Here is a 17,682-nt window from a genome sequence, read left to right on the forward strand (position 1 = left end):
AAGCAGTGGCTGGCGTTCTGCGCCAGCACCGTCCCTTCCTTAATATCCAGCTCCTCGATCTCCGCCAGGATATGATTAAGCATGCCCGCATGCTCAATCATCGTGCCCTTCGGCCTCCCGGTTGAACCGGAGGTGTAGATGACATACGCCAGCTGGCTTGGCTTGATCTGAAGTCCGATATTGGCTTCCGGTTCCCGGGCGATCTCCGCTTCTTCCAGGTCGAGCAGAATCAGGCGCATCGACAGAATTTCTGCTCCAAGGCCCCCAACCGATTCAGAGTCTCCGATCAGGAAGCGGACGCCCGACTCGCGGATAATTGTCTGCTGCCGCGCAGCCGGGTACCCCGGATCAACCGGCACATAAGCGCCGCCGGCTTTCCATATGGCCAGAATCGCTGTAAGCATATCCGGTGAACGGTCCATGACTATCGCCACCAGTTCTTCCTTGCCCGCCCCTTGCGCAAGCAGGTACCGGGCCAGCCGGTTGGCACGCTTATTCAGCACGGCATAGCTGATCCGCTCCTTGCCGAACAGTACGGCAGCCGCCTCAGGTAGCCGTGCCGCCTGTGCCTCAAACAGCTCATGAACGGTCTTTTGCGGCAGCTCCGCGTCTGTCGCGTTGAACGACACAGCCAGCCGCTTTTTCTCCTCCTCCGTCATCAGCTCGATCGCATGCACAGCCATATCCGGACTTGCCGTAACCTGTTCAGCTATATATTGCAGATGAGCTGCCAGCTGCTCCACCAGCTGCTGGTCGTAGACTTGCCTGTTGAAGCCGAATTTCACCTGCAAATGTTCATCCGGAATGACCGTCACATCGAGGTCATAGCTGGTCTGCTCCACCACCTGAATATCCTGGATTACGAGCTGCTCTTCAGCGCCTGTTCCCTGAATGGCTTCCATATCAAGCGGGTAGTTCTCAAAGATCAGCAGATGGTTGACCAGCCCCTGCTTCACATCCGCCAGAGACTGAATCTCCGCCAGCGGGCAGTATTCATATGCGCTCGCCTCCGCATTCATTCTCCGCAGCCGGTCCAGCAGATCACAGAACCGGTCGCCTTCCTCCGCGCGGACCCGCACCGGAACGGTATTAATGAACAGTCCCGCCATATGCTCGATGCCTTCTACCTCAGGCGAGCGCCCCGATACGACCGAGCCGAATATTACATCTCCGCTGGCGCTGTAACGCTGCAGCATAATGGCCCATGCAGCCTGAAATACGGTATACAAGGTGGTATCATGGCACCGTGCCGTCTCCTCCATCCGCCGGGTCAGCTCTGCGGACAGCAGCAGCTGCAGCTCGCCCGGTTCATACGAAGAAGGAGCTGCGGAGCTGCGCGGGAATCCTGCCCGTCCCTCATAGCCTGCAAGATAACCGCTCCAGAAGCGGTGCGCTTCCTCCCGGTTTCTGCCATCAAGCCATTCCATATAGCGCCCGTAAGGAGCAGCCGGTTCAAGGTCGGATTTGTCTCCGTTCCGGTACAGCGCAAACAGCTGCTTAAACAGCGAGGCGGCACACCAGCCGTCCATTATAATGTGATGGTAGGTCCATAACAGATGCCAGCTGTCATCACGAAGCAGGAAGACGGTTACCCGGAGCAGCGGATCTCCGTCCAGCCGGAAGCCTTGTATCCGGTCAGCCTTCATATAGTCCGCTATGGCATGATCCTGCTCAAGCTCCTCCGGCAGACTGCGCAGATCCATTACCCTGACCGGGGACACCAATTGCTCAAGCACAGCCTGATGAGGTTTGCTTACCTGCTCATATATAATTTGCGTGCGCAGCGCCTCGTACCGCGCAAACAGCTCCTGCAAGGCCCGGTCCAGACGCTGAACGTCCGGAGTACCTGCTACCCGGAGTGCGATCTGCTGCACATACGCGCTGGAATCAGGGTCCAGTCTCTCATGGAAAAGCAGCCCCTCCTGCAGCGGGGACAACCTGTATAGATTAATGAGCTCCTGCTGCCTTCCGCGAAGATGGTCCGTGAGAGCATCCAGCTCCGCCATGCTAAGAGCGGCATATGGGTAATCCGATGGCGTGCGGCGGGCCTGCTTCACAGCTTGTCCATGCTCGATCATCATCTGCAGCTCCTGCAGATAACGGCCGGACAGCTCCTGCATAACCTCTTCCGGAACCAGATGCTTGTTATACATCCAGTTCAGCTCCAGACAGCCGCCTTTCACCATACCGTAAATCTCCAGAACCGCTTGCCTCTCAAGCTTGGAGCTTGCTTCCCGCCCCGGCGACACTTGGGACATGGCGAATGGACCCTGCCGCAGGTCATCGTCAAACTGTCCGAGATAATTGAAGCTTACCTCCGGCTGAAGCCGGAACGGTACCTTCTCCCGAAGCTCGGGAGGGGATAAGTATTTCAGCACCCCGTAGCCGATCCCCTTATGCGGAATCCGCCGCAGGGATTCCTTGACCTGCCGGATATGGCCGGGCAGCGCCTCTTCATAGCGGTCATAATCCAGGCCGGACAGCTCTAAAATGACCGGATATATGGACGTAAACCAGCCTACCGTCCGAAGTACGGGCTGCTCCTGAATAACCTCCTGCCGCCCGTGTCCTTCAAGGTGGAGAAGCAGACGGTCAAGCCCGGTTACCCGCTTAAATGCGGAACCCAGCGCCGCCAGCAGGTAGTCCTCAACCTGCGTGTGGTAAGCGGCATGCACATCATGCAGCAGGCTGCTTGTCAGCTTCTCCGTGAGCGTCGTGGTCAGCATTCGGGTATCGCCCATTCGGTTAGAAGCTCCGCCAGCCGTACGGTCGACAAAAGGAAGAGGCTGTACAGGCGTCCCCTCAACAATCCGCCAATAATCCGCCTCGGCCGCCAGGCGTTCCGAGGCAGCATAAGCATGCAGGCTCTCCGACCACTGCCGGAAGGACGCCGTACGCTGTCCGAGATCTACTGCCTTACCTGTGACAAGCTGCATATAGGCAGCTGCCAGGTCCTCCATAATAATCCGCCATGACACACCATCTACGACGAGATGGTGGATGACTAACAGCAGATGGTCGCCCCTGTCTGTCTGGAACAATCTGGCCTTCATCAGCGGCCCATTCTCCAGATTCATACTCGCCTGGCACTCATCCGCAAGCATTGTCATTTGGGCTTCCGCTTCGGGACTCCCAATAAGGCTGACCACGGCAAAATCACATCCGCCGCTCTCAACCGGCCTGTTCATCTGCTCAACTCTGCCGTCATGAATGCGGAATACCATTCGCAGCGCGTCGTGATGACGGGTAAGCTCATCGAGCGCCCCGCGAAGACAGGATATATCGAGCCTCTCCTCCGCATGGAGCATGAAGGACTGGTTAAAGTGATGGCGGTCCGTCCTCACTTGCCGGAAGAAGAGCTCCTGGATCGGGGTCAGCTTGACAATGCCCTCCTCTGCTTTCTGGCTGGCCTGCTGCCGTATCCGCGTTACATGAGGGCTTAAATTCCGGATTGTCGGGTGCAGCAAAATATGTTTAATCTCTGTTTGATAGCCGTATTTCATCAAGCGGGATGCCACCTTCATGGCCTTGATTGAATCTCCGCCCAGCTCAATGAAGGAATGGCCGATACCAATACCTGTGGTAGCCAGCACCTCTTCCCATACCTGCACCAGAATACCCTGCACGTCGGTAACCGGCGCTTCATAGCCGGACGAGCTCCCAGGCTGTAGAACCACCTCGGGCAGCGCCTTCCGGTCGATCTTGCCGCTCGGCGTCAGCGGCAGCTCCGGCAGCTGTTCCAGGTACGCCGGTAACATGTAGGCTGGCAGCTCCCGGGAAGCATAGGCTCTCAGCTCCGCAGTATCCAGCGGCTGCTCGGCCGTAAAGAATGCACAGAGGTAGGCCTCGCCCTGACTGTTAATTCGGTGAATGACCACCGCTTCCGAAACGAGAGGATGGGCAGCCAGGCAGGCTTCAATCTCGCCCGGCTCAATCCGGTACCCTCTTACCTTGACCTGGTAATCTGTTCTGCCGCCGTATTCAATCGTGCCGTCCGGCAGCCATCTGGCCAAATCGCCTGTGCGGTACATGCGTCCGGCTTGTCCCACCGGATCAATCATAAACCTCTCCGCCGTCAGATCATCACGGTTCAGGTACCCTCTCGCCACGCCGACACCGGCAATGCACAGCTCGCCCAGAACACCTTCCGGACAGAGCATACCCTCGTGGTCGAGGATATAAATATGCATGTTGTCGACAGGCCTGCCGATCGGCACACTGGAAGCTCTCAAACCGCCCCGCTCCACCTCGTGCCAGGTCGCATAGATCGCCGCTTCAGTCGGGCCGTAAAGGTTGAACAGCCTAACATGCGGGAGACGTGTATGCACCGCTTCAGCCAGTGACGGCTTTAGCGCCTCCCCGGCAGCCATCACATAACGCAGCGAACGCAGGTCCTCAAGCTGCTGGTCCGGCAGCTCCTGCATCATGAAGGCCAGCAGTGAAGGGACAAAATTGACATGCGTCACGCCGTAATAACGGATAGCCGCCATCCATCTCGCCGGCTCCTTCTCGCCTTCCGGTTCAAGAATGGCCAGCCTGCCGCCCCCAAAAAACCAGCCGAACAGCTCGCAGACCGAGACGTCGAAGGTAAAGGTCGTCTTAAGCAGGTAAGTATCCTCTTCCCCAAGCGGGCAAATCCGCTGCATAGCCTGCAGTGTGTTGAGTGCGCTGCGGTGCTCCACCGCTACACCCTTGGGCAGACCCGTGGAGCCGGAGGTGTAGATGATATAAGCCAGATCTTCCCCCTTGACAGGAGCGCCGGGATCGGAGGAATCTCCTTCGTACAGCGCCTGGTCATCCAGGCAGAGCACCCTGATGTCCTCCGGCAGGGCAGCAGTGCTTTCCCCAGAAGCCATCCGGTGAGTCAGCACGAGTGACGCCCCGCTGTCTTCGAGCATATAAGCGGCGCGTTCAGCTGGAAATTCGGGCAGAATCGGCAGATAAGCCGCTCCCGCCTTAAGGATTGCCAGCAGTCCGATGATCATCTCCGGACTGCGGTGCATTCGGACTGCGGCAACAGTACCGCGCGTGATACCGAGCCCCTGCAGCTTCCTCGCAAGCTGGTTCGCCCGCCGGTTCACCTCGCCATAAGTAAGGCTTCCGCCGTCATGCACCAGCGCAGTTCTTCCCTCCAGCCGGGCAGCCTGCACCTCCAGGCCGGTGTGAAGACAGGGTGCTGCGGACACGGCCCCCTCCTCAATACAATCCGTCCGGCCACCGAAGCTGAACTCCTGCAGCAGCCTCGTCTTCTCCTCTTCCGGTACGATCTCAAGGAGAGATACCTCAAGCTGCGGGCCTTCTGTCAGCTGCCTGAGCACATGCCGGAAGTGACCCGCGATCCGGACGGCCGTCCGGCTGCTGAACAGCGCTTCATTATAGGTAAACTGCACTACCGGCTCCTCGCCGCCAAAGGCGGTAATTTGTACGGTGAAGTCATAATGCGTTCGCTCATGCATCTGGTAGGAGGCGATTCGCACAGCCCGTCCGGCCGTGTTCAGCACGCGGTCGAGCGGATAATTTTCCATTACGACAAGGGACTGAAAGAGCTCGCCGCCGCTTTCCTTGCGGTCCGCCATAATATCCTGCAGGGCGACATATTCGTACTCCTGCCGCTCGATCAACCGGTTATGCACCCGCTTCACCACATCCAGCAGCGTATCGCCGGCTTCGCAGCTTACACGCAGCGGCAGTGTATTAATGTATAATCCGACCGACTGTTCCATGCCGGGAATCTCTCCGGAACGGCCCGATACCGTGGTGCCGAACAGCACCTCATGCTGGCGGTTGTACCTGCTGAGCAGCAGTCCCCACACGGTATAGAACACCGCCGCCGCCGTTACCTCATGGCGGGCAGCCCATTGTTCTACCGGCTCTGCCAGAAGGCCCGCACAGTCAAAGACATAAGCCGCAGCATAGCCGCCCTCATCCGCTCCTGCCGTACTCTTCATTCCCGGTTCCTGCGGAAGCAGGGAGAGGCTGTCCTGGCCGGCTGTCTCCTTGCGCCAGTAACGCAGCCCTGCCTCCTTGTCCTGCCTGCCAAGCCACTGAACGTACTGCTTGAAGCTGCTCTTGTTAGCCGGACGCTCAGGTGCAAGCCCCGCCGCCAGCCGGTCGTAGCAGTCGAGGAACTCACGGAGCAGAATGCCTGTGCTCCACCCGTCATAGATAATGTGATGGTTGGAGAGGATGAGCTCACAGCTCTCTCGTCCCGTCAGACAGACATTAATCCGGATTACCTCGTGCCGCAGGTCAAATTTCTGCGCCAAATCGGCTTCCTTGATCTCCCGTACGGCCTGCTCCTGCTGCTCTCCGCTGTGCATCGTGCAGTCATGCACCGCCACCTGCAGCTCCTTGCTCTTCAATACGATCTGGACCGGGTTATCGAGCCCCTCCCAGCGGAACACCGTACGCAGCATCTCATTGTTCATGCAGACAGACTGCCATGCCTCCTTCAGCCGCGTAACATTGATGTCTCCTGCTAGGCTCAGACTGAGCTGCTCGATGTAATGCCCGCTCCACGGCTCGCTGAGATAATGAAACAGCATCCCCTGCTGAATCGGCGTCAGCGGCAAAATATCCTCTACATTCGTCTTCTCCAGCTTCATGACTGCCATGCTCCGGGACCCTCCAATAGAAAAACCTTAATGATATATTCAGCCAAACCCTCTATACGGCGGCTGCCTCCAGCTGCATTACCATACCGAACTCCATCTTCATCATCTTGTCGGCAAGCTCAAAATACCGGTCATCATGGGTAATGGCGATAATACACTTGCCGCGCTGCTTCAGCTCGGGCAGCAGCGATTCATAGAAGAAGCGCCGGAATTCCGGGTCCTGGTCTGCCGCCCACTCGTCAAACAGGCATACCGGCTTATCCTCCAGATAGCTGAGCAGCAGCGCCAGCCGCTTCCGCTGCCCGGTGGACAGCTTGATCGTGCTGAATTTCCCGTCCTGGACCGCAACCTTCCCGTCAATCTTCAGCAGCTTGAGATACCGCTCAATATCCTGCTGCTTAGCCTGGACATCAACGCCATAGAGCTTCTCAAACAGGTAGAAATCGCTGAATATAGTTGAGAAGCAGCTTCCGAGCTCGGCGGCCGTCACCTTGCTGCCATTCAGCAAAATTTCCCCGGAGGTCGGCACGTACAAGCCGGTAATCAGCTTGGCAACCGTTGACTTGCCGCTGCCGTTGCCCCCTGTAATGAACACGACCTCGTTCGAACGGAACTCATAGTTAATCGGGCCGACCGAGAAGCTTTCCCCATTCTCCCCGCCGTATTTGTAGCACAGGTTGCGGAGCTCAATATGAACAGGGCCTGCATGCGCATCCCGGCCCGCTTCGGTCTCGACGGTCTCGACCGCCGATACCTCCTTGATCAGATCATTAATCCGGTTCCAGCTGATCCGCATCTGGATCACATTCGGCACCGCGTTCAGTATGGAGTGAATCGGCCCCATCATATAGAGGAAAATGAACACATAGCTGCGCACAGCATCCATTTCAATGGACCGGAACATCAGCGGGAACAGGAAGGCAATGCTGCCGACTACCAGGGTGAACAGCAGCTCCCCGACGACGAATGCGCCCGCGATTTTGAACTCGGCCTGCTTGCGCTTGTCACGGTAGGTTTCACAGCTCTCCTGAATATCCGCATGGAATTCCCGCCGCCTTCTGCGGTCCATGCTCAGCTCCTTAAAGCCCTGTACCAGGTCGTTAATGTAGCGGAAAAAGACATTCTGAATGTCCCTTGTTTCCCCCCAGAGCTTGTTGGCCGACATGCCGACCACGATGTAAAGACCCACGCAGAGGGCAATAATGCCCAGCGCTGCAAGCAGTCCCATCCAGTTAATTATGCCGAGGTAGACGAAGCAGCAGATCAGGGTGATCAGGCTCGTAACCCCGGTAATGAAGGTATTGGCAAAATCACTGATCGTCTCCGTATCGTTGTTCAGACCCGCGTGAATCTTGCCCCCCTCAATCTCCTCGAATTTGTAAAAAGGGGATTTCAGTATCCGGCCGATCAGCTCCATCCGCTTGTTGTAGACAATATCATTGGTAATTGAAACGAGATTCGTGCGGATAATACGCTGTCCGACAATATAGACCAAGATGCCAAGTGTGAAGAAAATAAACAGGTTGCTCTGAAATTCCCGCTCATTGCTTCCAAGAGCCACGTTGATGGTGAAGATAATAAAGGCATTGCCGAGTCCGCTGAATATGCTTAGAATCGCAAGATTAAAAATCGCCTTGTCGTTCGGCTTCGCCATGAAATACGTAAACAGCGAGTACAGGAAGAACAGCACGGCAGAAGCGCCGATGGACAGAATGGCATAGTACAGGCTGTCCGGCGCCCATACACGGACGAAATCCCAGGACAGCTCCGAGAACAGCACATCCGGCACCAGATACAGACAGTAGCCGAACAGTCCCAGCAGCAGCAGAGAGGCAGCAATCGCGGCCACTCCCGTCCAGCCTCTGTTCTTCCACCTGCGCCGCCCGGAGAACACTTCAGCGATTGAGCGGATGAAGAAGCCCAACGTAAGCAGTGCCAATGGCAGCGCAATTAATATAACGGCTGCCGAGGTCCGGTCCAGATCCTTGAACATATCGCTTGCCCGTTCAACCGGAGCCTTGCCGATCATCACGTTCAGAATGCTTTGGCCCGCGGCAATGGTATAGGTTGAATTAATGTTGGCCATCACGGCTACGCCAACCTTCTCCCCCGGCCGGATGCCGACATACGAAGAGAAATTCGGGTTGCTGCCATCATGAGAGAGCTCTCCGCCGCCGTCCTGGTACACGGACCAGCCCATAGCATAGGATGAGCCGTCGGCATTCGGCTGAATGCTGCGGTTCGGCATATGGGAGCGGTTGACGAGCTTCAGCTGCTGCTTCGTCAGCTCGGCTGTTCCGAGCTGAATCTTCAGCCATTTCGCCATATCGCCGGCATTCGAGATGACGTAGCCGGCGGCTGTGTTGCCGCGGTAGACCGGTGCATCATACGCTGATTCACCAAAGAACTGCAGCTTATAGCCCGTAGCCATTCCGCCCTCGGGCACGTCCTGCCGGAACAGGTAGGTGTTATTTAAGCCCAGCGGCTGCAGAATTTCACTGTACATATACTGCTCAAAGCTCTGGCCGGTAACCTTCTCGATCACCAGGGCAAGAACGTCATAGTTGATGGTCGCGTACAGGTGCCGGCTGCCCGGCTCATGCTCCAGCTCTATGCCTGCCAGCGTACGGACCGTCTTCTCCAGTGCATCGTCTCCGCTTAGAGCCGGTATATCGTCAATGGTCTTGAAAGGGATACCGCTGGTATGATGCAAAAACTGCCTCAGGGTTACCGCCTGCTTCTCACCCTCGTAGGTGAGTTCAAGCCACGGCAGATAGGTCTGGACCGGTTCATCCAGCTTGATTAGCCCGGCATCAGACAGCTTCAGCACACCAAGAGCTGTATAAGCTTTGCTTGTGGAGCCAAGCTCGAAGAATGTGCTGTCCGTTACAGGACGCCCCGCCTCCTGGTCCGCAAAGCCGAACCCCTTGCTGTAGACAACATCCTCTCCCCGGACGATGACAACGGACATACCGGGGATTTGGCCCTGGTCCATAAACCGCTTAATCTCATGCTCGATATCTGCCGTCATCTCCGCTGGCAGCACAGCTGCAGCCGCCGATGCGGCAGATACGGAGCTGCCCGCCCCTGCCGTCAGCAGGGCCGAAGCCAGCAGAATGGCGGCCAGCAGCATGCTTCCGGTTAACCTCAGGTATTTCACGCTAACACTCCTCTTATGAACGATTCCTTACTCAAACAACAAGTCCAGGTCTTCCTGCGAAATGTTTACCGTCTCGAAATCGGATGGCGTAAAATCTACCTGGTCCGTATGAACGCAGTGCCGGATAATATCCCTTAGGCCCTGCTCCAAATGCTCCGCAAAATATCGGATTGTCTCCGGCCTGAATTGGCCGGTGCTGTACCCGATATCCAGCTTCAGCCTTTCGCCGGTTATATAAGCATTCATGTCAATCAGGCAGGTTAACGGGTTGCCTTCTCCCGTGTCGGGCCCGTGGCTCTCACTGGCCAGTTCAAAGTACGGGGTATCAAACGCCCGGTCCAGCTCGCCGAGATAGTTAAACCGGACAAGCTGCCTCTCCTTCGCCACATCCGCTGTGCGGGGCGGCATGTAATGACGGATGCCGTAATAGAAGCCGTTATGCGGGACCCGGCGAAGCTGCTCCTTGCAGGACTTGATCTGTGAGCCCAGATCCTCGCCTTCCCGGCGGAGACGTACCGGATACATTGTAGTAAACCAGCCGACTGTTTCCGACAAGTCGATGTTGTCCAGCACATCCTCCCGGCCATGGCCCTCCAGCATCACGACGGCCTCATCCCCGCCAGTCCAGCGGGTTAGCGAACGGGTTAGGGCACATAACAGCAGCTCCAGTGTACGGGTCTGGTATGGCTTGTTAGCATCTGATGTCAAATGCGCTGTCTCTGTCTCGCCGAACGTGATACGCACAGTATCACACTCTCCCATCAGGGTTCCGCCGTCTGTCCTGTCGAGGGGAATGTGAACGGGCGGATGCAGCTGCCCGGACCAATGTTCCCGCGTCCAGGCCTCTTCATTCTTGTGCGGCTCAGCCTCTGACAACCGGTTAAGGGCTTCCGCCCACTCCTGGTAAGAGGTTGTCTTCGGTCCAAACCTAATCTCCTGGCCGGAACCAGTCCCGCCCATGATACGCTGCATATCCTCCAGCAGGATCCGCCACGATACACCGTCTATGACTAGATGATGCGCGGTCAGCAGCAGTCTCTGCTCCCCTTCGCCAAGCTGGAACAAGCAGCCGCGGAACAGCAGGTCATGCTGAAGATCAAGCGAGGCTTTCACCTGGCGGCTGATGTCCTCGATAGCCGCTGTCTGCTCTTCGTATGGCAGACCGCTTAAATCCACTTCGGTGAGCAGCTTCACAAGGTGTTGGCTTCTGTGCCGGTCGTTGTAAAATAACTCCTTCCGCTGCAGATTAACATTCAGGCGCAGGCTGTCATGGCGTTCGATGAGCGCTGCCAGCCACGCTCGCAGCTGGCCCCCCGCCACCTGATGCTTGAGGCGCAGCAGGAAGGATTGATGATAATAGTGCGGCTCGCTGAAGGACTGTGCGAAGAACCAGGACGTGATTGGAACCGGTCTCACTGTGCCGCTGCACGGCTGCTGCTGCCTTGCCGGCTGCAGGGATTGGACCGCCTCCATCCTGCGTGCCATGTCAATGAGCAGCGGAGAGGTCAGCATATCCTTGACCTTCAGCCTGTAACCCCGCTCCGCAAGCTTGGAGGAAATTTGTATGGCCTTGATCGAATCGCCGCCCGCATGGTAAAAGTTATGGCCAAGCCCCAGCTCATGGCTGCCAAGCACATCCCTTACTGCCAGAAGGAGAGCCTCCTCCTGCGGCGAGCAAGCATCCACCATTTCTGTGCCGCCGGCGGCAGGGGCAGGCTGCGGAAGACGGGAACGGTCCACCTTGCCGTTAACGGTAAGGGGAATTTCTGACAGATATACGAAGTGCTGCGGAATCATATACTGCGGCAGCTCAGCCGCCAAGCAGCCGCGCAGTTCGCTATCCATAGCCGGGACTGCTACCGGGCTGATAGCTGCCACCCCGTCCTCAACCCTGGGAACAATATAGCCGCACAGCGCCTTGCTGCCGCTCTCATCCTCAAGATCAATCACAACCGCTTCCTTCACACCCGGGTGAAGAAGCAGCTGCTTCTCTATTTCGGCGAGCTCAATCCGGTAGCCCCTGATTTTGACCTGGTGGTCCGTCCGTCCCAGATAGTAAAGTTTGCCGTCTGCCCCAAATCTGGCGAGGTCACCGGTGCGGTACATGCGCTGTCCTGGAATAAATGGATTGGGCAGGAAACGCTCCTCCGTAAGATCCGGCCGGTTCATATAGCCCCGCGCCACCCCATCACCGGAGATGTACATTTCGCCAGATGCCCCAACGCCAACTGGCTGCAGCCGGCTGTCAAGCACATAGATCTGCACGTTATCCGCCGGAACCCCGATTGGCACTGAGGCACCCTGGTCCCGTTCTGAGTCAAACTCATGGATCATGCAGCCTACAACGGTTTCCGTCGGCCCATATTCATTGAAGATGCGAACATTCCCCTCAAGCTGCTGGTGGATCTGCCGGCATAGTGCGACCTTGAGATCCTCTCCTCCTACAATTAATTTAGTGACTGAGCAGCCATCAAGACGCATGTCCCGGAACAGGCCAAGATGCGAAGGCGTTAGCTTCATAATGGTGGCCTGGTTATCCCGCAGAATGCGGTATAGGACAAATTCATGCTCATCGTCCGGATAGACCATAATCTGGTGTCCGGCGATAAGCGGCGTAAAGATCGATGTAACCGTCAAATCGAAGGCGAGCGATGAATATAGCGGGAATACCTCTATGCCGTCCGCACCGGTGTATACCTTCCTGGCCCACCAGATATAATTGGTCAGGCCCTGATGCTCAATCATGACTCCCTTCGGCCTGCCGGTAGAGCCGGAGGTGAAGATAACATAGGCCAGATCCCGCGGCTCGTTTACCGGTTCCGGGTTGGCATCACTTTCCGCTGCGAACCGGCTGTCGTCATCAAGCCGAATAACCGGCCCGCTGTAGGATATGTCTGTGTTCATGGCCATGTCTGTAAGCAGTACTGCCGCTTCTGCGGTATCGAGCATATACTGCACCCGTTCCGCGGGGTATGCCGGGTCAACAGGGACATAGGCTCCTCCCGCTTTATGAACTGCAAGAATGGCTGTTACGGTTTCCGCGGAATGCCCGGCCATTATAGCAGCGATTTTCCCGCGGCCGATGCCCTGCCTGCGCAGGTAAGCCGCCATCCGGTTTACGCGTTTGTTGAGCTCCTCATAGGTCCAAGCCTTGCCGCCGCATTCAACCGCAATCCGCTTCGGTGTACGAATGGCCTGCTCCTCGAAGAGCTGAACGACCGTGCGGTCCTGCGGATAGTCAGCCCCCCGGCTGTTCCAGCTGTAAACAAGCTCCTCCTCGCGCGGCTTGCTGAGCAGCCTAAGCTCCGACAGCGGGGTGTCCGGCGCCGACAAAGCCTGCTCCAGCAGCGTAAGGATACTCTCGTGCAGCAGGCCAATATCCTCTTCCGAGTAGTCGGCGGTCTTGTAATCGTAATCCATCTGCAAACCGCGCTTCGGATGCCATTCCGAAATCACCAGCTGCAGCGAGTAAATTTGCGAGCCCGGGTATATCTCCTGCGGAAGCGTAGGAATACCCGCAATATCCTGGTTGAGTTGAAAGTGATAGTAGTTGACTGAGAAGGGAAGCAGCTGTTCAATGTCATGTTTTTTGAGTTCCAGTTCATTGACTAGCAGATCGTAGGGGTACTTTTGGTGCTTGTAGCATTTCTGGAGCTGACGGTCCACCTTCTGGATAAAGGCGGCTGCTGCCATGGCTTCATCGTCAATGTGAAGCCGGAGCGGCATCGTGCTGGTCATCATGCCAAACACTTGCTTGAATTTCATCGTGTGGTTGGATACCGGGGTGCCGATCACGAGGTCATGCTGTTCATAGAACTTATGCATATGAATCATAAAGAGCGAAGTAAACAAGGTATTAATCGAGCTGTTATGACGCTTAATCCATTCCTTCACGCGGCTGGTCTGTTCCTGGCTCAGAAAGAAGGTACGCCTTCGGCCTTCTAGGCGGTTCGAGCTCGCCGCCGTCCATTCCGGCAGCCTTGCGAACTGTTCCAGCCAGAATGTCCTGTCCTTCTGGAATCTGCCTGACTCCAGATATGCCTGCTCCTGGCTGATATAGCCATAATAATCGGGGAAGTCCAGCTCATCGCTGCTCCCAGACGACGACGCATAATGCTCATAAAAGCCGTACAGCTGATCAACAATTAACTGGAAGGAGAATCCATCTCCCACAATATGATGAATTTTGACATACATTCCGCTCTCTTCGTCGCTTAAACGGGCGATAACGAAGCGGAACAGCGGCTCTTCAGTCAAGGCAAACGGGCGGGATGCCTCCTGCTCGGCCCACAGCACAAATTCGTCGGCGGGGTTCAAGGTGCGGCTCAAATCCAAACGGTCGACCGGGAACGGCTGAAAGGGTTCTTCGTATTGGCGCACATCACCCTGATGCTCAACCATTCTGTACCTAATTGCGGCATGCTGACGGACAAAATGATTGATGGCCTGCTCAAGGGCCTGCTCCTGAATCAACCCTTGGAATCGAACCAGGAAGGATAAATTGTGAAAAGCATGTCCACTGTATATTTGCTCCATATACCAGATTCGCTTTTGAGCATGCGTAAGCTCAAACAATTGATTCTCAACTGCCGCTTCCACCGCCGGTTCCTCCTCCAAAAAGAAACAGTATGTGAGAGCCGACGCAACAAAAAAAACAGCATCGGATCTATGTTCGTAATAGAATCGGACAGATTCCTGCTGTGCATACTCTGATGTTGTTATGGGGTTGTTATGAGGTTATGTAATAATCTTTTCACAGTTTTGTTAAAACAACTGACTTATTGTATTAATAATTAATAAAGAAAAATATTAATAAAAAATAAATTACATGTTGTTTTTTCATTAATTTTTTTCAATTACTAATCATCATACTTGTAAAAATATATCGGATATCTCAATTGAAGGGGATAGTCTTCCGGTCTTATTTTCCAAAGATCTTCTTCTACTTCTAAAAATGACAAAATAACAGAAGAAGCCGGTACCAGACATGACTCATGTCCGATACCGGCTTCCGCTTTTTCACCAAACGACATCTGTTACAGATTTGATGATGGATCTCCTTTTCCGGGGAAACGGCATATCGCTCGGCAGCCTTAACGCTGTAATTGATTGCGCCTTCCCATTACCGCCGCCGCCAGCAGCACCGCTGTGACGATTAAATAGATGAACGGCAAGCCCTTCTCGGGCGATGAAGCCATACTTCCCATAAAGTCGAACACTTGCAGCTGGTTCATTACACCTACGAACATCATGACCAGCAGTACCACTTCAAAGGTTTTATTCGTGCGCGTCCATATACCTAAAGCCAAGGCAAGTGAAGGGATGAACATGGCCCCTACGAACCAGGCGAACAATCCGCCCAAATCGCCTTCAAGCAGCAGTTTCAGACCAAATCCGATTCCCGTCAGGAGCGCAATGATGAAACCTGCAAACCAGGTCGCAGGGATTTGACGCTCAAGCGGGTGCATGCTGGAAAATACGATATCGCGTGTATTGAAGCGGAGCTCTCTGACGCCCATAGAGGACCAGATCAGAATCGGCCATACCCAGGTAAGCGGGCCGAGCATGCTTCTGACCATCTCCAGCGGCAGCAGCAGGTCGCCTGCAATGAACAGAATTGCAACCAGATACCACCACCACTTCTGCCCTTTCAGCATGAGCCAAAGCTCATATCGCAGCAGGTTGAAGAAGCTGAACTGCAGCGATATGCCGGACAGGGCCTTGGCTGACAAGCCGCCGCTAGATTCCCACCCTTCATCCTTGCCGCCCTTCTTCTTCCTTTTGAAGATACTAAAGAGATCGAACGATTCCTTGGTCATCACCTTGTCAAAGCCTCTGAATACCAGTGCCGCCAGCAGCACAACGGCTAGTGCGATTACAACCCAGGCCAGACGGCCGGCTACAATTTCCCCTGTCCAGTCCACGCCGCCCCAGACGAAGGTTTCCAGCGGGCGGTCCAGCTCAATAATACCGTCTGCCCGTTCCACAGGGCCTGTAACATTCTTCTGCTCACGGAAGGTATCGATCATGCTGTCATAGAATACCTCCAGTCCCATGGGACTGCTGAGGGCCAGATTGCCAAGCTGTACAGTAACGCCATAGTTCAGGAAGACCTGAGACCAGAGGAAGAAGTAAATAATAATACCCGCACCGCCGCTGAGAATGCGTGTCGACTCGAACAATACGGCCAGCGCCGCCACTAGCGCCATGACCGGAAGAGCGACCAGAACGAATGGCAGCAGCAGATCCATCAGCTGGATCACCGTGTCCTCGTTGCGGATCAGCTGCATGGCGATCGATACCAGGAATGCGATGAGCACGATGATGGCCAGTACGATAAAGTTGCTCACAAACTTGCCGAACAGGTAGCCGAACTTGCTGATCGGGGTTGTGGCGATAATCTGCCCCACCCGCGTCATCCGGTCGCGGTCAATGGCGTTCTTCACCAGCGCGAAGCCAATCAGGCTGAGAATTGTTACCGTCGACATGACGACCGTAGCGCCGATCCAGGCAGAGTTGTACACTCCACGATGCTCGTTGATCATGACGACGCCGTACTTAGCATCTGTGAACGGCACAAAGAAGTAGGCCGCCAGAATAGTCAGAACAATAGTAACCAGAAACCCGTAGCTGCGTGCCCGTTCATAAAAGTCCGCCCGGACGATGTGGTAAAGGGAGCGAAAGCTAGTCATTCCGGCTTCCTCCCCGGCTGTCGGAAATACAGTATAGGTATGCGTCCTCCATAGCGGGTGTGATCAGCCTTGCGTCCGCAGCGGGCTTCGTGTCTGACACGATTCTGACCTGCATCCCCTTGCTGCTGCGGATGGTGCCGCTTATGATCCACTGCTTGCGCATCGCCTGCACATCCTGGTCGGAGACGATTACCTCCCACACCTTGCCCTCCACCGTCTGCAATAGGGCATCGGGGTCGGAATGATGCATCAGCTTGCCCTTTGATATGATTGCAATGCTGCCGGCTGTCGCTTCCACATCCGAGACGATATGGGTGGAGAAAATGATAATCCGCTCACCCGACAGATCGGACAACAGGTTCCGGAAGCGGACGCGTTCGATCGGGTCCAGACCAACCGTAGGCTCATCGACGATCAGGATCTGCGGGTCGTTGAGCAGTGCCTGTGCGATACCGACGCGCTGACGCATCCCGCCGGAGAAGCCTCCGATTGCCCGCTTGCGGGCATGGGTCAGATTGACGAGCTGCAGAAGCTCATCTATCCGCTTCTTAGCCGTCCGCTTGCTGATTCCTTTTATAGCCGCAATATATTCCAGGAACTCCACCGCGTTCAGATTAGGATAAACACCGAAATCCTGCGGGAGATATCCGAGAACTCTGCGCAGCTCATTAGGCTTCTTGGAGATATCTTCGCCATTCCACTTAACGGTACCGCTCGTCGGGTCCGTGATCGTGGATATAATGCGCATCAGCGTTGACTTACCGGCCCCGTTCTCCCCCAACAGTCCCAACACACCGGGCTTCAAATGCAAATTGAAGTCCTTCAATGCCCAGAAGTTGCCCTTATACTGCTTGCTCACCTGATTGATTGCCAGCTCCATCTTCCTATCATTCTCCTCTCCAAAGTAAACGGCTCCGTAGAACCGTGAAGCTCACAGAAGCATCTATGCGTGCAAATGATTCGTATTGCCTGATGAAATATCGCAGCATACACAGTTTCGGATGCTGCGCTCGAGTGCTGTATACCGTTCGGGTAAGGGGTCTGTAACGTTAGGTTAGGGTCTGCTGAATTATTCAAAAGCTGCGGGTATGTATGATTAATCGATGGTGTGGTCGTTCGTTCGGGTATGCTGCGCTTCCAGGGAATACAGGCAGCAGCACTGTGCGGGACTGATGTGGAAGTAATCATTACGTGTGTAGGACCATGAAGGTTTGCC

At 55.5% G+C, this 17,682-nt stretch carries 5 protein-coding genes; all 5 read right to left on the minus strand.

What is annotated here, in order from left to right; translation table 11 throughout:
* Positions 1–6,614: non-ribosomal peptide synthetase (locus L1N82_RS16980; protein ID WP_235288654.1), on the minus strand; the 6,614-nt coding region annotated here is incomplete at its 3' end.
* 52 nt (positions 6,615–6,666) lie between these two features.
* Positions 6,667–9,774, minus strand: a complete 3,108-nt coding sequence (locus tag L1N82_RS16985; RefSeq protein ID WP_235288655.1) for a cyclic peptide export ABC transporter — start codon at positions 9,772–9,774, stop codon at positions 6,667–6,669.
* 27 nt (positions 9,775–9,801) lie between these two features.
* Positions 9,802–14,373, minus strand: coding sequence for a non-ribosomal peptide synthetase (locus L1N82_RS16990; RefSeq protein WP_235288656.1), 4,572 nt, complete (start codon positions 14,371–14,373; stop codon positions 9,802–9,804).
* Between the two features lie 494 nt (positions 14,374–14,867).
* Positions 14,868–16,466, minus strand: a complete 1,599-nt coding sequence (locus L1N82_RS16995) for an ABC transporter permease (protein ID WP_235288657.1) — start codon at positions 16,464–16,466, stop codon at positions 14,868–14,870.
* On the minus strand, positions 16,459–17,346 hold the full coding sequence (locus tag L1N82_RS17000) for an ABC transporter ATP-binding protein (RefSeq protein ID WP_235288658.1): 888 nt from the start codon (positions 17,344–17,346) through the stop codon (positions 16,459–16,461). Before L1N82_RS17000 ends, L1N82_RS16995 begins: the two co-directional genes overlap by 8 nt.
* Positions 17,347–17,682 lie beyond the last annotated feature (336 nt).

It is taken from the genome of Paenibacillus tarimensis, assembly GCF_021532315.1.
GTDB lineage: Bacteria > Bacillota > Bacilli > Paenibacillales > Paenibacillaceae > Paenibacillus_I > Paenibacillus_I tarimensis.

Bases quoted from the DNA above. Each gene is read 5' to 3' on its own strand.
- L1N82_RS17000 (WP_235288658.1), bottom strand. From the start codon at position 17,346: ATGGAGCTGGCAATCAATCAGGTGAGCAAGCAGTATAAGGGCAACTTC.
- L1N82_RS16995 (WP_235288657.1), bottom strand. From the start codon at position 16,466: ATGACTAGCTTTCGCTCCCTTTACCACATCGTCCGGGCGGACTTTTAT.